Origin of the sequence: Duncaniella muricolitica (assembly GCF_910574735.1) — a bacterium.
GTDB classification, from domain to species: domain Bacteria; phylum Bacteroidota; class Bacteroidia; order Bacteroidales; family Muribaculaceae; genus Duncaniella; species Duncaniella muricolitica.
On record NZ_CAJTCF010000025.1, the window covers coordinates 13,831 to 33,173 of the forward strand.

Consider the following 19,343-nt stretch of genomic DNA (forward strand, 5'->3'; position numbering starts at 1 on the left):
ATAATCAAGTAATTCATGGAATGGTTAATTAATCTAATCGGACCGGGTCACACCGAGCTTGCGAGTACGCTTGTGCTCTACTCGTTCGTGATAGCGGCCGGCATCTTCTTGGGCAAGCTCAAGATAGGTGGCATCTCACTTGGCGTGACATTCGTGCTATTTGTGGGAATCGTAATGGGACATTTCGGCTATGAAGTCAATGCCGAAGTACTCAAGTTTGTGAGAGAATTTGGCCTTATTCTCTTTATTTTCGCCATCGGTATCCAGGTAGGTCCTGGATTCTTCTCTTCATTCAAGAAAGGAGGCGTCCTGCTCAACGGCCTTGCGGTGTTGATAATCCTGCTCAACGTCGCCATTGTGCTATGCATCTTCTATATCGACGGCAACACAAGCATCTCGGCTCTCGTAGGCGTGATGTCGGGTGCGGTAACCAACACTCCCGGTCTCGCCGCCGCTCAGCAGACCGCAGGCTCCACCGAGGCCATCAACATCATGGCCATGGGTTATGCAGCCGCCTACCCCCTTGGCGTCATCGGCATCATCACATCGATGCTTGTGCTTAAAGCTGTGTTCCGCATCAACACCGAAGACGAAATCAAGGCTATCGAGAACGAGATGGAGGGCTCTATGCAGAAACCGCTCATCGTGTCGTTTGAAGTGACCAACAAATTGATTGACGGCAAGACCCTCTATGAATTGCACCAGATCCTTGACTGCGACTTTGTCGTGTCACGACTCATGGGTGCCGACAACAAGGTGATAATCCCTACCTCCAAGACCGTGCTCCACGTCGGTGACAAAATCGTAGCTGTACTCGGTCCGAGCGATGAAATGAAATTCCAGGGAGTCATCGGCCACGAAATCCAGATGGACTGGGAGGAAGTACAGAGCACCGTGCTTTCACGCCGCATAGTCGTGACCCAAAGCAAATATAACGGCATTACCCTCGGTTCGCTCCGCCTCCACACAGCCTATTCTCTCAACTGCACACGCGTCAACCGTGCCGGCGTAGATCTTCTGGCATCACCCTCACTCCGCCTTCAGGTAGGTGACCGGCTCGTAGTGGTAGGTGACCCCAACGACATCGAACGTCTGGCCACACGCCTTGGCAACTCTATGAAGCGTCTCAACCAACCCAACCTTATCACCATATTCGTCGGTATAATGTTCGGTATAATCGTCGGCTCCATCAACGTCGGTTTCGGCATGAAGCTCGGCCTGGCCGGCGGACCGCTTGTGGTGGCCATTCTCATAAGCCGATTTGGCTACAAACTCAAGCTCGTCACCTACACATCATCATCAGCGTCATTGCTAATGCGAGAGCTGGGCATATGTCTCTTCCTTGCATCAGTTGGCATTTCGTCAGGCAAAGGCTTTGCCGATACAGTGTTCAATACCACAGGTATGTGGTGGGTTATCTGGGGCTTCATAATTACTTTTGTACCCCTCATCATCGTGTCATTCATCGCCCGCGGCGTCTACAAGATCAACTATCTCACCATTATGGGACTTGTGTCCGGCGGTTGCACCGACCCCCCTGCCCTCGCCTATGCCAACAACTCGACCGGCAGTGACGCCCCCGCGGTAGCCTACTCCACCGTTTACCCGCTCACAATGTTCCTCCGAGTAGTAGCAGCCCAGGCATTGATACTCTGCTTGTTCTAAGCAACAGCTACAATATAGTATAAGATAAAAGAGCTTGTGTCATTTCACTGTGACACAAGCTCTTTTATCTTATACTAATGAATATTTTCAGTCTGTCGCAGCGCGAGACTCCTGCGTCCTCACAGCATGCTTGAACATGCGGCGTATAGTACACCATTTGGGAAAGGATGCAGCCGGACGCAACGGCCCATAACTGAGCGTGATAACTACAAGCATTGTTATGGCTACTATCAGTAACCAACCGTATATCTCCTTCATCGACACCACAAGTGCGTGGACCTGCAGCATACCGTAAAGGTCTCCAAACGGCATGTGAACGGCAGTCTGATTGAGATTGGTAAACTCGGCACTTAGCAGGGCGACATTCTTGGCCATAGTGTAGCGCAGAAATTCACCAATCACAGCCGGACCAAATGTCGCGCCCATCACAGCTCTGGTAAAACCGTTGACAGTAAGAGCCTGGGGAAATACAAAGAAGTGCAGCCCACTCTGGACTATAGACGTAAGAAACACTATCGAAATTATCACCGAAGCGGCTCCACGGAAAAAGAGCGGAATAAACAGCATCTCTTTCTCAATGCCATAGTCTATCATAAAATAAAAATATGCAAGATAGACCGTTGCGAGACTGAAACCTATGGCAGTCATCGTCTTGTAACGCCAGCGACGTGTGGCAAACGTAAAATACGTAAGCACCACTCCGGCTATGATTCCGGCAAAGACATACCAATTCAGATCTATCAGGTTAGTCTCGTCAAATCCGAGCACTGTCGCGGCATAAGTGTGCTCAAATACATGCTCGGTCGCCATCAGCGTAAAAAACACAAGATATATCAACGTCGCGCGTATCACGTTACGGTTTGTCAAAGCCGGGATGGATATATAAGGATGATGAAGAAACGTTGCGCGCCACAAGTTGATAGCGAAACATACAAGACCAAGTAATATGGCTCCGCGTATTTCAACAGCATCCCACCAGTCATAAAATCCGCCGTAGACACATACAAAAGCAAAGCACATCATAAAAATACTCCACAGCAAGGCTCCAATCCAGTCGATGCCGAGCAGAGGTATCTGCGGCATGCCTTTGAATGGCTTGACAAACAAAAGCACTATAATCATGGCGAGAGCCAGCAGCCCGATTATAATCCAATGCATGTATTCCCACTGTGAATAAAAGGCTGTATATATTGTCGCGACTCCACTCATCTGTATCACTCCATCGACAATCAGATAGACATAGCAGAAAAATATAGCCATATCCCGTACAGGCGTAATCCACAACTGGATAGTAGAGTTGCACACAAATGTCGCCCACATGCGAAACCAACCGGCGATAAAACATGTGGCCACAAGCAGCGGGACATTATGAGTGTGAGCGCATATCCACGTACACATCATCAGCACCGCGCAGCATGTAAGTAATCCCACGCGATTGGAGAATCTGAATTTAAGCCTGAACATCACGGCAAAGTTAATGGACATACCTATCAGTTGGGCATACCCTGCCATGAGTATATCCTCTTGCATAAGAGCGGTAGTGCCCACCATATCAGATGCGGCGGCAAGATATATGCCTCCCGAAAACTGGACTATCAGAACAAAGAATATGAACAGCCACGGCTTCAGCAGACGCGGGATGTAATCGGGAACGTCGGGGATATTAAACGGCCCCTGGGGTGCATGCAAGTCTGCCATATCAATACTTCACCTCACATTCCACATTCATGCCGGCACGAAGTCGGGCCATATCCTCGGGACTGTTGTCGGATGAAAATTCGATGCGTACGGGAATACGCTGACGCACCTTTACAAAATTGCCGGCAGAATTATCTTGCGGTATGAGCGACAGACTCGCACCCGTAGCCTTTGACAATGCCACAACCTTACCGTGAAACACGACTTCGGGAATAGCATCAACCCGTATCTCTACATCATAGCCCGGAGCTATATGTGCGGTCTGAGTCTCCTTATAATTGGCTGTCACCCATACATCCTGCGAGTCAACAATATCAACAAGAGTCTGGCCGGGCTGCACGAGCTGTCCGACCTGGATCTCCTTACGCGAGGTGTAACCGTCACAGGGCGCGATAATAACGGTGTATGTCAGATTGAGTTCTGCCGTTTCAAGCAGAGCCTTGGCAAGCTCTATGCCGGCATCATTCTGAGCAATGCGCTGACGTGTCTCGGCCACAACTGACGATGTGGCTGAACGCTGACGGGAAAGCATCTCATAGCGTGCCTTTTTAGCTTCATAATCGGTTGTCACCGCGTCATAACGCTGGCGGGTCACAGCATCCTGTTCCAGCAGTCTGGCATGACGCTCCACTTCTGTAGCCGCATTCTCCATCAGCACCTTGGCCTCGGCTATCGAAGCCTCACTGACTGCGACATTGGCGGCAGCCACATTCACGCTTCTGTCGGCCACTCCGCGACCGGCCACTGCATTCTGATAGTCGGCACGAGCCTGGGCGAGACGCAGACGCATATCCGAGTCATCTATCACCACGAGGGTATCGCCTTTCTTCACATACTCATATTCCTTGAACCGTATTTCCTTGATATAACCCTGCACACGACTGTTGACAGGTACTATCTGTTGTCTGACCTGTGCATTGTCTGTAAACTCAACATTACCGAGATGTATAAATTTACCGCACACCCATATGGCGGCGACTGCGATTACGGCAAGAGTGATTGTATATGATATAAGTTTTTTTGTACGGTGTTTCATATTTTTCCTGTTGTAAAAAGTAGTTTATAGTAATAATATATGATGTCAATACGGGCATTTACAAGCTTTTGCTCGGCATCGAGTTTTGCGTTGGCGGCATCAAGCAGGTCGGTAATGAGAGCCATATCCGCACTATAACGGGTGGACGTTGTGCGATAATTGCGTTCGGCGAGTTCAACACTCTTGTTTTGGGTTTTGAGTTCTTCATAAGCCTCCAGATATTTGATATAATCCGCTCTGACGGCAAGTTCCACCCCTTCGCGGGCTGCGGCAAGACGATCTTCGGCTGAGGCTGTGGCCGCACGACTTTTGTCCATAGCCTTATTGGTCTTGAACAGCGACGATATGTTATAGCTTACGCCGACTCCCACATACCAATAACTAAGGTTACGGTTGATTGGAGGCACCTCTACAAGTATCGGACCATCCATTGTCCATCCGGCCTGCACTCCCACCTTCGGGAGTTTCTCGGCCTTGACCAGACTCTCTGCTTTGCGTGTTATGTCGACATCAGTTCTGGCAAGACGTAAGGCCGGTGACGATGCCACAGCTTCCTGCTGCCACATAGCCTCTCCACCGATAGGAAGCGACCGGGCAAGGATAGTGGTATCGGGCTTCACGACCGTATTTTCGGGCAATCCGGCCGTCACCACAAGATTATTGTTGAGGATTGCAAGGGTATTGTTGATTTTTACAAGCTGTAGTTCCAGATTTGACAACAGAAGTTCATAGCGTGTTATGTCGTTCTGCAAGCCGACACCCTGCTCATACCTCGCCTTCATCTCGACAAGCACCTTTTCGGCCTGCAATATATTGTTGGACACCACATCGCGCAGAGTTGCAAACCTGTATATATCAAGATAGAGACCTGTAATATTGAATCGAAGGTTGTCACGTTGCAGTTCGGTGGCAAATCGCGATGCCGTCGATTTAAGCCGGGACATATCAATAGCCGCCGTCACAGCTCCGCCCGTATAAACAGGCTGAGTGATATTTACGGACAGCCCCGTCCCAAGATGAGGGATAGGAGCCTTCTGATAATCTGAAAAATTTCGTTTGGTTGTAAATCCGTCACCTATAAAGCTGAGTGATAGTGACGCATTGATGTCGGGAAGACGACCGTTGCGAGCCACACTTACATCTTTTTTAGCCTCGGTTTCTGCGGATTTTGACACACGGAGTTGCACACTTTGGGCTTCGTCAATTTCAAAGATTTCTTCTAACGAAATTGTCGTCTGACTTTGCCCCATGACGCACACTCCGCCACTCAGCAAGGTCGCGCACAGCAACCCTCTGAGCAATCGGTAATTGTTCATAAGGTTATAAATAATAAAAATGTGTGATGATTGATTGTATTGTCCGTTTGTTTCAACGATATATATTCACGGACACAGACCGGAAAGCACAATCATTGAGTGCTTTTCCAGTTCTCCTTAAATGCAAAATTTTGTACCTGTGCCTTGCTCTCGCAGGCCTTATTGCTATTCTTCATTATAAAATGGCTCTTTGTGAACCACGCTGCAAATGTACGAAATTTTTTAAGATTTTAGAAATGTCATAAACTGACAAAAGCCTCAAAAGAGACCCCACCTGCAATCCAACACTCTGGCAATAAGCCGATTGAAAAGATTGCAGATCGAGATTCTTTTTTGAGGCTTTTAAACTCTTTTCTCGCGGGAGAAGATGTGACTCGGATTATTCGATCAACGTCAATCCACCTGTCACCGAATCCATTATATATCCGGCTACACGTATATCAGTCGGCATCAGTGGATGACGGGCTATAAGGTCGACCGTCTCGCTCACAGCCGACGCAGTGTCATCAAATCCATGCAACCAACTGTCAAGATCAATGCCGCAATGTCTCATCAGTGATATATGCTCGTCACTCACTCCGCGCTCGCGCATCAACTGAAGCATCTCAGCCGCATCCATGCCCTGCACTCCGCATCCCGTATGGCCGATCACCATTATCTCGTTAACTCCAAGTTCATACACCGCCACAAGTATCGAGCGGACGGTCGAGTCAAACGGATTAGTGATTACTCCGCCGGCATTTTTTATCATCTTGACATCGCCGTTACGTATGCCCAGAGCCGCGGGCAATAATTCCACCAGACGTGTATCCATGCATGTGACAATAGCAATGCGCTTGTCGGGATATTTGGACGTTGCAAAACGCTCATAACCCTTACTCTCTACAAACTCTCGGTTATGTTTAAGTATTTCTTCAATCATAGCATTATGAAATATTAGAAATCAAGTAGTTTATACAGTTGTTTGGCCCGGGCTTTTGACACAAGGTCAAAGTGCCACCACTCGGTACGGATTGTCGAGAATCCGGCATTTTTCATCACTTTGCGCAGCAGCAGTCTGTTCTGACGTGCATTCTCGCTAATCACTCCGGTTTTCACCAGATGAAGTTCTCGATCGATATTTGCTTCCACTCCGAGGTGATCCACAGGTGTACCCATATCGAGCTCATTGCCGTTCTCGTCAGCAATGGTGACATCTACAGCCACGCCATAATTGTGCAGACCGCCACCACGTGCAGGATTGGCCACATAATTGGCCTTGGGAGTACCCTTGACGGCATTAAACATACGCCGCTGCACGCTCATCGGCCTTGCGGCATCCTTGACAAGCAGATGACACCCCGGCATCAGCGAACTCAACTCTCGCTGGGCATCCGCCAACGCTTTTGCCGCATCGGGATGAAGCCATGCGTCCCGGATGCCGTCGTCATAAAGCACCACCCCGGTAAAATTGTCATCACGCGCATACATGAGCGAGACCATTATGTCGGGGGATGTTGCCGTAACACTGACATATCCACGTTCGGCAAATATTTCTTCAAGGCTTCGAGCCTGAGAGCATAGCCCTGAAATCATCAATACCACTGTTGTCAATAATGAAATTTTCATGCCGCAAAAGTATGAAAAAAACTTAAAACAGACAGTTGTTTGAGCGTAAAATTGTACATTTGTACCATTATACCATACACAACCAGATGTCAAAAATACTACGCCGGATATTTCCGCTCATCATATTTCATGCTGTCGCAGTGACAGTCTCAGCGCAAATCAACACCGACCAGGTGATGCGCATCGGCCAGAACAATATGTTTCTTGAAGACTATGTGCTGTCGATACAATACTTCAACCAGGTGATTGATGTAAAGCCACACCTTGCCCGGCCCTATTTCCTGAGATCTATTGCCAAACTCAATCTTGACGACTTTCTCGGAGCCGAACGTGATGCCACAATGGCCATAGAGCGTAATCCTTTTATAGTCGATGCATGGGAAGTACGCGGTGTGGCCCGACAAAACATGGGCAAAAACCATGAGGCCATAGAGGATTACAACCATGCTCTCGAGCTGCTGCCCGACAACCGGGGGCTGCTCTACAACAAGGCTATGGCCCAGCAGGACATCAAGGACCTTGACGGGGCGGCCGATACCTATGCCGTAATGCTGAAACGCTACCCAAATTTTGACGGTGGATATATCGGACGGGCGCGAATGAGACTTGAACTAAAAGATACCGTCGGCGCGCTTGCCGACATTGAGAAGGCTCTCGAAATCAACCAAAATTCCATCAACGGCTATCTGATGCGTGCCGATATAGCCATACACTCCGACAAAAACTATGCATCGGCTCTTGAGGATATGAACCATGCCATCAAGCTCCAGCCCAAATATGCCGGCTATTTCATCAACCGTGCATATCTCCGCTATATGACCGATGATTTCCAAGGAGCTTTCTCCGACTATGACTATGCCCTGCAGCTTGAACCGCAAAACACTACAGCACTGTTTAACCGCGGTCTGTTGCGTGCCGAAGTTCATGACAACAACAAAGCCATCGCTGACTTCTCGACCGTGCTTTCGCTTGACGACCTCGACTACAAAGCCCTCTATAACCGCGCCATGCTTCTTGCTGAAATCGAGGATTATGACGGCGCGCTGCGCGATATGAACAAGGTCATCGACGCATTCCCCGAATTTGCAGCCGCCTACTTCCTGCGCTATGACATAAACCGCCGCAAGGGCGACATGCGCGCGGCCACCCGTGATTATGACCGTTCGCTCGCTCTCGCAAAGACCCGGGTACAGGTTTCGCCTCTTTTTGACGGAAGCGGTGAATCTGCCGACTCTGTGGCCGACGGTGAGACAGAGTCATATTCTCAGGAACAGGTAAAACGCCGGTTCACCACTCTCACCACAATTGCCGACAATTCTTCGCCTGAACAGATATTCAACAGCAAGGACATACGCGGCAAGGTGCAGGACCGAAATGTCAACATAGAGCTTGAACCCATCTTCGCCATTTCATATTACACCTCTCCTACCGAGCTCAAAATGAGCGGAGACTACATACGCGAAGTCGACGACATCAATTCGACACGTATGCTCAGGTTTCTCCTTCAGGTCACCAACCGCGAGCCGTCCATGACCGACGAAGAGACAGCCACAGCCCATTTCAATTCCATAAACTACTATACCTCCTACCTCGCAAGCCACACGCCGCGTGCCATTGACTTTCTGGGACGAGCCATGGACTACATGACCCTCCGCGACTATGAGCATGCCATCGCCGACCTTGACCGAGCCATTGCCATAACCCCCGATTTCACCCTGGCCTATCTCATCAGGGCTAATGCGCGCTATCTCAGCACACGAATATCCGCCGAAGAGTCCGGAGCCACTCCGGCAATGTCGGCAGCCATGTCACGCAACGCCTTGTTGCGCGCAGCCGTTGCCGACCTCGACACCGTCATCAAGCTATCGCCGTCAATGCCCATCGCTTACTATAATAAAGGTGTCATACTGGCCGGCGAAGGCGATCTCACATCGGCCATATCCTGCTTCAACAAGGCTATCGAACTGAAACCCGATTTCGGCGAAGCCTTCTATAACCGCGGCTACGTATTCCTTTCACTCGGCAACCGCGACGCGGCATTTGCCGACCTCAGCCGTGCCGGCGGACTCGGCATAGTCCCGTCATACAATCTTCTCAAACGTATGTCAGCAAAATAAAAGGGTACAAAAAATGTCATTTTAAAACATTTTTCGTATCTTTGACGCGTTTTTACAACATTTATCACGAATATAGTTTTCAAAAAGGATGAAAGTATTGAAATTTGGTGGCACATCGGTAGGTTCGGCCGAGAGAATACGCCACGTCGCAGACCTCGTAAGCTCCCGAGGCCGCAACATCATAGTGCTGTCAGCTATGTCCGGCACTACCAACACTCTTGTAGAGATAGCCGGCTACCTCTACAAGCGCAACATAAACGGAGCAAAAGAGACAATCAACCTTCTGGAATCAAAATATCTCAAGACACTCTCGACTCTTTATGACAAACACGAGAGCCGCGAGCGTGCCCTTAAAGAAATCAAAGCCTGCTTCAACTACATCCGTTCGTTCACTCAGCGCGAGACTTTCGGTGAAGTTGAGGAAAAAATCATACTCGCACAAGGAGAAATCATGAGCGTCGCCATGATGACAATCCTTCTCAACGAGCGCGGCCTCTATGCCGAAGCTCTTCCCGCACTCGACTTCATGAAGACAGGCACTAATGCCGAGCCCGACATGCAGCATATACAGCTCCATCTCCAGCCGTTGCTCGACAAATATATGGATGCCGACATTTTCGTGACCCAGGGTTTCATATGCCGCAATTCCTCAGGCGAAATCGACAATCTCCAGCGCGGCGGCAGCGACTATACAGCTTCACTCATCGGAGCAGCTATTGAAGCCGAGGAAATTGAAATTTGGACCGACATCGACGGCATGCACAACAACGACCCCCGATTTGTCGAGGGAACATCGCCCGTGGGTGAGCTTCATTATGAAGAGGCCGCCGAGCTTGCCTATTTCGGTGCCAAGATTCTCCACCCCACCTGTGTGCTCCCTGCCAAGGTCAATAACATACCCGTGCGTCTGCTCAACACTATGGAACCCGAAGCCCACGGCACACTTATATACAACAACATAACCGACCCCTGCATCAAGGCTGTGGCTGCAAAAGACAACGTTGTGGCCATCAAAATCAAGAGCTCACGTATGCTTCTCGCCTACGGCTTCCTCACTCGCGTGTTCGAGACATTTGAAAAATACAAGACTCCCATCGACATGATAGCAACAAGCGAGGTAGGCGTATCGCTCACCATTGACTCGGAGCGTTTCCTTCCCGAGATTGTCGACGAACTCCAGAAATTCGGCACCGTGACCGTAGACAAGGACATGGTAATCGTATGCGTGGTAGGCAATATGGAATGGACCAACACCGGCTATGAGGCCCGTGCGATGGAAGCTCTCGCCGACATCCCGGTGCGCATGATTTCCTATGGCGGTTCCAACTACAATATTTCGTTCCTCATACGCAAGGATGACAAGATTGCAGCACTCAACCGCCTGAGCGAAAAACTGTTCAACAACTAAAAATAATCCGACATACAGCATGACACGATTCCCAGTTGCTGAATTTAACGATCTCTCGACTCCATTTTACTTCTACGACCTTGCACTGCTTGACCGCACATTGGCCGAAATAGCCCGCACTTCACGCGACGAACGCTTCAAAGTGCACTATGCCATGAAGGCCAATGCCAATCCCGGCATTCTTCGTCATGTGCAGGCGGCCGGACTTGGAGTCGACGCAGTGAGCGGCGGAGAGATTCAGGCAGCTCTCGACGCAGGATTCAAAGGCTCGCAGATAGTTTATGCCGGAGTCGGCAAGACTGATGCCGAGATTATCCTCGCTCTCGAGAATGGCGTAGGATGTTTCAATGTCGAGTCTGAGCCCGAACTCGAAATCATCAACGAGCTTGCCGCATCGCTTGGCAAGACCGCCGATATAGCTCTGCGCATCAACCCCAACATCGATGCCCACACCCATGAGTATATAACCACCGGACTTGCCGAAAACAAGTTTGGCATAAACCTCGAGCAGATGCCTCATCTCATAGAGAAGGCAAACGAACTCGAGAATGTCAACCTCATAGGCCTGCATTTCCACATCGGCTCTCAGATTACTGAGACCGAACCCTTTGTAATGCTCTGCGAGACCATCAACAGACTTCAGGACGAATGGGAGGCCAAAGGTGTAACCTTCAGATCAATCAACGTCGGGGGCGGCCTCGGCATAGATTACGCTGATCCTGACCGACATCCGATACCCGACTTCGAGGGTTACTTCAAATCGTTCCGCAATCATCTCCGACTCCGTCCCGACCAGGAGCTTCACTTTGAGCTCGGCCGCTCGGTAGTGGCGCAGTGCGGCAGTCTCATCACCCGAGTGCTCTATGTAAAGGAGGGTACCACCAAACGTTTTGCAATTGTCGACGCCGGCATGACCGACCTGATACGTCCGGCTCTCTACAATGCCCATCACCGCATAGAGAATATCTCGTCGCCCAACGGAGAGAGACATCACTACGACATCGTAGGCCCGATATGCGAATCGTCCGACTGCTTCGGCAAGGACGAGCTTCTCCCGGCCATACGCCGCGGTGACTTCCTGGCTCTGCGTTCGGCCGGTGCATATGGTGAAATCATGGCTTCGCAATATAATTGCCGCCAGCTCCCCTCGTCATACTTTTATGAGAAGTAAACATCCTTACCATCTAATATCATCAATGTTATGACACAAAAACAGACCGACGAAGTGGTATATCAGGAGGTGGATCCTGCTGAAATGCCCGAAAACGCGTTCCGGGAACTCGGTGATGACGAGCATTATCGTCCGATAATGCATCCGGCTCACGACTATCCCGAAGTCACTCCCTACTCCGTGACCATGGGACTGCTGCTCGCTGTGATATTCAGTGCGGCAGCCGCCTATCTCGGACTCAAAGTAGGCCAGGTGTTTGAAGCCGCCATTCCAATCGCCATTATAGCGGTAGGGCTCTCCGGCGCGCTCAAGAAGCAAAATCCCTTAGGGCAGAACGTGATTATCCAGTCGATAGGCGCGTGCTCCGGAGTGATTGTGGCCGGTGCCATCTTCACTCTTCCCGCCCTCTACATTCTCCAGGCCAAGTATCCTGAAATATCTGTCAACTTCTTTCAGATATTTCTCAGTTCGCTGCTTGGCGGAGTACTCGGCATCCTGTTCTTCATTCCTTTCCGTAAATATTTCGTAAAGGATATGCACGGCAAGTATCCTTTCCCCGAAGCCACTGCTACCACCCAGGTGCTTGCAAGCGGACTCGGCAAGGAATCATCCAATGCCGGACAGGCCAAGACTCTTGTAATATCATCGCTCATAGGCGGTCTTTATGATTACCTCGTGGAGACATTCGGCTGGTGGACAAGCACCCTCAACACGATGGCGACATCATGGGGACAGACTCTTGCCGAGAAGACCAAACTCGTATTAAGCTGCAACACCACTGCCGCCGTGCTGGGTCTGGGCTACATCATCGGCCTCAAATACGCATTCATCATCTTTGCCGGCTCGGTATTCGTATGGTGGGTGCTCATTCCCCTAATGGGCACTTATGGAGCCGCCGAAATCACAGCCCTCTCACCGACCGAGATATTTGCCGACTATGCGCGACTCATCGGTATCGGAGGCATCGCCATGGCAGGAATCATCGGCATCGTGAAATCATGGGGCATCATCCGCGAGGCTGTCGGACTTGCTTCACGTGAGCTTAAAGGCAATGCGGCCTCTACCAAGACCATCCGTTGGCAGACCGACATATCCATGAAGCACATCGTGTTTTTCGTAACCATAGCACTTGTGGTTGTGTTCCTGTTCTTCTGGCTTGGTGTCATCAACACATTCTGGCAGGCACTCGTTGCATGGGTAGTTGTCACAGTGATTGCATTCCTGTTTACCACAGTGGCAGCCAACGCCATCGCTATCGTAGGCTCCAACCCTGTATCGGGCATGACACTCATGACCCTCATCATCGCTTCGGCAATCTTTGTCGGCATCGGCCTCAACGGCACCTCCGGCATTGTAGCCTCGATGGTTATCGGTGGTGTGGTATGTACAGCCCTCTCGATGGCCGGCGGCTTCGTGACCGACCTCAAGGTTGGCTACTGGCTCGGCTCAACGCCCAAGAAACAGGAGTCATGGAAATTTCTCGGCACACTCGTCTCGGCTGCAACAGTCGGCGGTGTGATACTTCTGCTCAATCAGGTGTATGGATTCACCGGTGAGAATGCACTCGTCGCTCCTCAGGCCAACGCCATGGCCAAGGTCATCGAGCCTCTCATGATGGGTGGCGACACTCCCTGGATACTCTACATGGTAGGAGCCATTCTCGCACTGCTTCTCAACTGGCTCGGAGTGCCGGCACTCGCCTTCTGCCTCGGCATGTTCATTCCTCTCCAGCTCAACACCCCGCTGTTGGTCGGTGGAGCTGTAGCATGGTTTATCGGTAGCCGTTCCAAGGACAAAAGCGTCAACAGTGCACGTGCCGACCGCGGCACGCTCATCTCCTCGGGCCTTATCGCCGGTGGTGCGTTGTTTGGTGTATTTGCAGCACTCACCCGATTCCTCGGATTTGAATATGTCAATCCCATGTCGGCCATCGCCACTCAGTGGAGCGGTCTGGCTGCATATGCCTTGCTTATCATCTACCTGATATGGGATTCGATGAGAGCCAAGAGACTCTGATATAAGCATTAAAAAACTCATGCCGGAGAATTATCGCTGAACGGATGATTTTCCGGCATGATTTTTTCATTTCAGACACTTGCTACGCGACATTATCGCACCTTTTACGGCATCTCGCTTGGTAACTTTGCGGTATAAATTTTATCACCGCATTTGTTATGAAAAAGTCAGCCATTCTCCGTCCCGTATCTCAGAAAGCCTATGATCGGTTTGTAAAACGCATCTATCTCGTTGTCACAAACAAGACCAAGCGCGAAGCCATGCTTGCCGCACTCGACAGTTATCTTGACGGCAACCGAGACACATATGACCGCAACCTCACGCCTGACTGTGTGATGGTGTTTGGAATGTTGCGTTTCGAGATAGAACTCGCCATGATCCGTTCGGCCAAAGCTCGCACCCGCGCACGCAGAAAACAGACAGAGCCCGAAAATCAAGCCACCGATAATGCCACGTCACCGGCTGCCGACAATAAACCTACAAAGAAAACCGTTAACAAAACCGAACCCCAATCTGCCGAGGATGATACAACAGAAATCACACCGCGAGTATCGCGCCGCATGTGTCGCGCTGTCGATCGCATGATTCGCTCCAAAACCAAATGGCGTAAACTCGGATGAAAAAATCCGGGCAGGCAAAAATAAAAATCCACTAATTGAAGACCATCAACAGAGAAATACTATCGTTAGCCATTCCGTCAATCATAACCAACATCACCACACCGCTGCTGGCATTGATGGACGTCGCTATTGTCGGCCATATGGGTGACGCATCCTACATAGCTGCGATAGCGGTCGGAGGCACCATATTCAATATGATATACTGGCTCTTTGCCTTCCTCCGCATGGGCACAAGCGGAATGTCGGCCCAGGCCCATGGGGCATCTGATGAATCAGAACTCAACCTGGTGCTTGCACGTGGCACGGCAGTAGCGTTAGGAGCATCTGTGCTCATAATAATATTTTCACCGCTGATAGGCCGGATAGCCTTTGCAGTAATGGAGGTCGAACCTCATGTGAGAGCGATGGCGCAGAGATATTTTGCCATACTTGTATGGGGTGCGCCGGCTGTGCTGTGCACCTACACGCTGTCGGGATGGAGTCTCGGCCGCAAAAACCCTAAAGCTCCCATGTGGGTCTCATTCATAATAAATATCGGCAATATTGTCGTAAGCCTCGTGCTGGTCTATGTATTCAGGCTCAAAATCGAGGGTGTGGCTATCGGCACATTATCGGCTCAATGGCTCGGCGTCATAGCTTTTGTGGTGATTGTCGTGCGCAAATATCATCCGACAGTCACCTCTTCTCGACAGATATTCCGGCGCGGGGCACTCCGGCGGTTCTTCTCTGTCAATGCCGACATATTCCTGCGCACATGTTGCCTCATAGCCGTGACGGTATGGTTTACACGCGTAGGTTCCGAACAAGGCACAGTGACACTGGCCGTCAACACACTGCTGATGCAGTTTTTTGTGCTGTTTTCTTATTTCATGGACGGTTTTGCCTTTGCCGGCGAGGCAATATGCGGCAACTGTCTCGGCGCGTCAGACCGCAACCGGCTTGACACCGCCATACGTGCTCTGCTCAAATGGGGACTGTGGGTCGCTGTTATATTTACCGCAATATATTTCATTTGTGGTGAATGGATCATGCAACTGTTGAGCGGTGACGCCAACGTTGTCGCAGCTTCGCGTGAATATTTCCATTGGGTAATACTCATCCCTCTCACCGGATTTCTTGCATTTACATGGGACGGTGTCTATATCGGCATCACACGCACCCATGAGATGCTGCTCTCCATGGCATTGTCGACCATACTCTATTTCATATTATATTTTCTGCTCTATCCCCACATCGGAAACCATGGCATTTGGATAGCATTCATCTGTTATCTGCTATCGCGCGGAGTGGTGCTTCATATTTCCATAAATAGCGTCAAAAGAAAGATTTTTTTGCATTAATAAAGATAAAGAAGTAACTTTGCAGAGACAAAGGGGTGCCGCGTTTCAACAGGTCGGCTGAGATGATACCCTCTGAACCTGATGCGGTTAGTACCGCCGAAGGGATTGGACTCAGATTTTCCCCGGCCATACCTTGGCCCGCTCATCGCTTTGTCCGACACGTAACACAAAGATACACAATGCGATGAGAAAATATTTCACCGTACTTTCAATAGCCGGAAGCGACCCCTCGGGGGGAGCGGGCATACAGGCCGACATCAAGACGATTTCGGCCCTCGGATGCTATGCCATGACGGCGATAACCTCACTTACAGCCCAGAACACCACCGGGGTGCGCTCAATCATGCCCGCATCTCCGGCCATCGTGACCGACCAGATTGATATGGTCATGGAGGATATCCCTCCGATGGCCGTAAAGACCGGTATGCTGTGTAATGCCGAGGTTGCCGGGGCTGTTGCGGAACGGCTGAAACATTACCACATCAACAATCTTGTGGTTGATCCGGTGATGGTATCGACATCCGGTTCACGTCTGCTTAGCGAAGATGCGATAGCATTGATTACACGCGACATATTCCCGCTATCGACGCTAATAACTCCCAACAAAAGCGAAGCGGCCGCTCTCACCGGCGAGGACGACCCCGACCGTCAGGCCGCAGCATTCTCCGACATGGGATGCCGCAACATATTGCTCAAAGGGGGTGACACATCTGACCGCGATTTCAAGACCGACATCCTCTATCTCGACAACTGCAAAAAACGTATAGAGCTGCGGGCCGATGCCATCGACACGGCCAACACACACGGGACCGGCTGCACACTCTCGTCAGCCATCGCGTCATATCTCGCCTTGGGCTACAATCTCACCGAGGCTGTCAATGCTGCCAAGCTATACATCACGCGTGCTCTCGAAGCCGGAGCGTTTGTCACCACCGGCAAGGGGCACGGGCCTGTCAATCATTTCTACTCTCCGCGCAGACTCAAAAATTTCAATCCGTCAACATTCAGAAACTTATGAATATCACCATCAACGACGTGCCCCTCACTCTCCCCTCGGGCTCGATGCTCAGCGATGCGCTCGCAGCCAAAGAGATTAAGCTCTCAGGTATTGCCACAGCTCTTAACGGAACAGTCATACCCGCCGACAGACGTCAGTCTACACCATTGAGCGAAGGAGACAAAATAGTAATTATAAAGGCATTTTACGGTGGCTGATGCCCGACATCTCATAGCTATCACCCCTGAACAGCCGGTCGCTGACGAAGGATGTAAGATAGAAGCTCTCCTACGGGCCGGATGGTATCGTGTACACCTGCGTCATCCTGATGCGTCACGTGTTGAAATGCGCGATATCATCGAGAGTGTATCCCAGCGATACCACGACAGGCTTGTGTTACACGGTCATTTCGATCTGACCTGCGACTTCAATCTCGGAGGGCTACACCTCAATCACCGATGTCCGGCCGCTCCTGCCTTATATTCCGGGCCGCTCAGTCGTTCATGCCACTCGATTGACGAGATCGCAGTGGCCGACAGCATGAGTTATGTGACTCTTAGTCCGATATTCGACAGCATATCAAAGAGCGGCTATCAGGCAGCATTCACACCCGATACACTCCGCTCGCTCGACAAATGCGACATCCCCGTGATAGCGTTAGGAGGCATAAGCCCCGAACATTTCTCCAGGCTTGACTGTTACCGTTTTAGCGGTTATGCCATGCTTGGCGCAATCCCATGGATAGGCACATGTGAGCAAGTAGCCGACTTTGCTTCGCACTGCGTAGCCTGCAACATATCACACGACAATCAATAAAAAGAATCATCAATATGTTAATGTTCATAACACACCCGAGCGACCGATACAGCATCGCAGAGGAGGTGCAGATGGTGCTCGAAGGCGGCTGCAAATGGATACAGTTGCGGCTCAAGGATGCTTCTGATGAAGAATTTCGCCAGACAGCTCTCGAGATAATACCTTTGTGCAAGGAGCATGAAGCGTTTCTTGTGTTTGACGACCGCGTAGAGCTGGCTATGGAAATGGGTGTGCACGGCGTGCATCTCGGCAAAAACGACATGGACCCTCTCCAGGCCCGAGAAACCATGGGTGCGGAGGCTATCATAGGCATAACCGCCAACACAGCCGAAGACATACTGAAATATAAAGGACGTGATGTTGATTATGTAGGTCTCGGTCCATATCGTTTCACGACAACCAAAGCCAACCTGTCGCCCGTACTTGGTACAGAAGGATATGCCGATATAGTCAAAACCGTCCGCGACGCCGACATGCTTCTGCCCATCGTTGCCATAGGCGGCATAGGTGTGGAAGACATCCCCGCTCTCATGGCCACAGGCATCAATGGCGTAGCTGTAAGCGGCTCGATAATCAATGCCCCTGACCCGGTAGTATATACACGGCTCCTGCTTGACACGCTTAATGAGACTGTATCCGCTCTCAGAAAGAAGTCCTAAAGCCCCACAAACCATCGTCATCACATCAGGAATAAACAATAATCATATCATCATATTATGTCAGACATTCTCACCATCGGTGGTAAGGAATTTACCTCGCGCCTTTTTGTTGGCACAGGCAAATTCTCATCCAACCGCCTAATGCTTGATTCAATCATAGCATCCGGTTCGCAGATGATTACCGTAGCCATGAAGCGTATCGACATGGAGCACGAGGAGGAGGACGACATGCTCGCCCACATCAACCGTGACCATGTGCAGTTTCTCCCCAACACTTCGGGAGTGCGCAATGCCGAGGAGGCCGTGCTCGCCGCCAATCTGGCCCGCGACTGCTTTGGCACCGACTTCATCAAACTCGAGATTCATCCCGACCCCAAATACCTGCTCCCCGACCCTATCGAGACGCTGAAAGCTACTGAGACTCTCGCCAAGCAGGGATTCAAGGTTCTCCCTTATATACAGGCCGATCCGGTGCTGTGCAAACGTCTTGAGGAAGTCGGGACAGCCGCAGTAATGCCCCTGGGAGCACCTATAGGGACAAACAAGGGCCTCAAGACTCGCGATCTTCTTGAAATCATCATTGCCGAGAGCCGCGTGCCTGTGGTGATTGATGCCGGACTCGGCGCACCATCTCATGCTGCCGACGCTATGGAAATCGGAGCCGACGCCGTGCTCGTCAATACTGCCATCGCCGTAGCCGGCGACCCGGTAGAAATGGCCGTCGCTTTCCGACTCGCGGTTGAAGCCGGACGCAAGGCATATCTTGCCGGACTCGGCTCCGTATCGTCATCGGCAAGTGCCACAAGTCCTCTCACAGCATTTCTTGACCTCTGAACCTCTTATGCATATAACTGAAGCCAAAATCATCACTTTATT

General features: G+C 50.7%; 17 protein-coding genes and 1 riboswitch. Of the genes, 12 read left to right on the forward strand and 5 right to left on the reverse strand.

Annotation, left to right across the window (positions count from 1 at the left end; genetic code table 11):
- The first annotated feature begins 15 nt into the window (after positions 1-15).
- The gene (locus QGT73_RS07160) at positions 16-1,665 is read left to right on the forward strand and encodes a putative transporter (RefSeq protein ID WP_280121964.1); all 1,650 of its coding nucleotides are present in this window, start codon (positions 16-18) and stop codon (positions 1,663-1,665) included.
- 87 nt (positions 1,666-1,752) lie between these two features.
- On the opposite strand, the gene QGT73_RS07165 is transcribed toward QGT73_RS07160, so the two are convergent.
- From QGT73_RS07165 to QGT73_RS07185, 5 genes are all read right to left on the reverse strand, one after another.
- On the reverse strand, positions 1,753-3,363 hold the full coding sequence (locus QGT73_RS07165) for a hypothetical protein (RefSeq protein ID WP_280121965.1): 1,611 nt from the start codon (positions 3,361-3,363) through the stop codon (positions 1,753-1,755).
- Position 3,364: 1 nt separating this feature from the next.
- Positions 3,365-4,399: an HlyD family secretion protein gene (locus QGT73_RS07170; RefSeq protein WP_280121966.1), complete on the reverse strand. Its 1,035-nt coding sequence runs from the start codon at positions 4,397-4,399 to the stop codon at positions 3,365-3,367.
- A complete protein-coding gene (locus QGT73_RS07175) occupies positions 4,396-5,715 on the reverse strand; it encodes a TolC family protein (protein ID WP_280121967.1) in 1,320 nt (439 codons plus the stop codon). Before QGT73_RS07175 ends, QGT73_RS07170 begins: the two co-directional genes overlap by 4 nt.
- Positions 5,716-6,094: 379 nt before the next feature.
- Positions 6,095-6,637, reverse strand: coding sequence for a beta-class carbonic anhydrase (locus tag QGT73_RS07180; protein WP_123617158.1), 543 nt, complete (start codon positions 6,635-6,637; stop codon positions 6,095-6,097).
- A gap of 14 nt (positions 6,638-6,651) precedes the next feature.
- The gene (locus QGT73_RS07185; protein ID WP_280121968.1) at positions 6,652-7,323 is read right to left on the reverse strand and encodes a M15 family metallopeptidase; all 672 of its coding nucleotides are present in this window, start codon (positions 7,321-7,323) and stop codon (positions 6,652-6,654) included.
- Between the two features lie 86 nt (positions 7,324-7,409).
- Between QGT73_RS07185 and QGT73_RS07190 the strand changes: the two genes are divergently transcribed.
- The 11 genes from QGT73_RS07190 to QGT73_RS07240 all read left to right on the forward strand — a co-directional run bounded on the left by QGT73_RS07190 (position 7,410) and on the right by QGT73_RS07240 (position 19,301).
- The gene (locus QGT73_RS07190; RefSeq protein WP_280121969.1) at positions 7,410-9,440 is read left to right on the forward strand and encodes a tetratricopeptide repeat protein; all 2,031 of its coding nucleotides are present in this window, start codon (positions 7,410-7,412) and stop codon (positions 9,438-9,440) included.
- An 88-nt stretch (positions 9,441-9,528) separates the two neighbouring features.
- The gene (locus QGT73_RS07195) at positions 9,529-10,848 is read left to right on the forward strand and encodes an aspartate kinase (RefSeq protein WP_280121970.1); all 1,320 of its coding nucleotides are present in this window, start codon (positions 9,529-9,531) and stop codon (positions 10,846-10,848) included.
- Positions 10,849-10,867: 19 nt separating this feature from the next.
- Entirely contained in the window at positions 10,868-12,019 is a 1,152-nt protein-coding gene (gene lysA / locus QGT73_RS07200; RefSeq protein ID WP_280121971.1) for a diaminopimelate decarboxylase, read from the forward strand.
- Positions 12,020-12,049: 30 nt separating this feature from the next.
- A complete protein-coding gene (locus QGT73_RS07205; RefSeq protein ID WP_280121972.1) occupies positions 12,050-14,035 on the forward strand; it encodes an OPT family oligopeptide transporter in 1,986 nt (661 codons plus the stop codon).
- A gap of 158 nt (positions 14,036-14,193) precedes the next feature.
- Positions 14,194-14,655, forward strand: coding sequence for a hypothetical protein (locus QGT73_RS07210; RefSeq protein ID WP_280121973.1), 462 nt, complete (start codon positions 14,194-14,196; stop codon positions 14,653-14,655).
- 35 nt (positions 14,656-14,690) lie between these two features.
- Complete coding sequence (locus QGT73_RS07215) at positions 14,691-15,995, forward strand: MATE family efflux transporter (RefSeq protein WP_280121974.1); 1,305 nt, start codon at positions 14,691-14,693, stop codon at positions 15,993-15,995.
- Positions 15,996-16,016: 21 nt separating this feature from the next.
- A riboswitch (TPP riboswitch) is annotated at positions 16,017-16,117 on the forward strand.
- Between the two features lie 62 nt (positions 16,118-16,179).
- A complete protein-coding gene (thiD, locus tag QGT73_RS07220) occupies positions 16,180-17,013 on the forward strand; it encodes a bifunctional hydroxymethylpyrimidine kinase/phosphomethylpyrimidine kinase (RefSeq protein WP_280121975.1) in 834 nt (277 codons plus the stop codon).
- Positions 17,010-17,210 (forward strand): sulfur carrier protein ThiS, encoded by a 201-nt coding sequence (gene thiS, locus QGT73_RS07225; protein WP_280121976.1) that lies wholly within the window; start codon positions 17,010-17,012, stop codon positions 17,208-17,210. Before thiD ends, thiS begins: the two co-directional genes overlap by 4 nt.
- Entirely contained in the window at positions 17,203-17,808 is a 606-nt protein-coding gene (locus tag QGT73_RS07230) for a thiamine phosphate synthase (RefSeq protein ID WP_280121977.1), read from the forward strand. Before thiS ends, QGT73_RS07230 begins: the two co-directional genes overlap by 8 nt.
- Positions 17,809-17,822: 14 nt before the next feature.
- A complete protein-coding gene (locus QGT73_RS07235; RefSeq protein ID WP_425278389.1) occupies positions 17,823-18,467 on the forward strand; it encodes a thiamine phosphate synthase in 645 nt (214 codons plus the stop codon).
- A gap of 57 nt (positions 18,468-18,524) precedes the next feature.
- A complete protein-coding gene (locus QGT73_RS07240; RefSeq protein WP_280121978.1) occupies positions 18,525-19,301 on the forward strand; it encodes a thiazole synthase in 777 nt (258 codons plus the stop codon).
- Positions 19,302-19,343 lie beyond the last annotated feature (42 nt).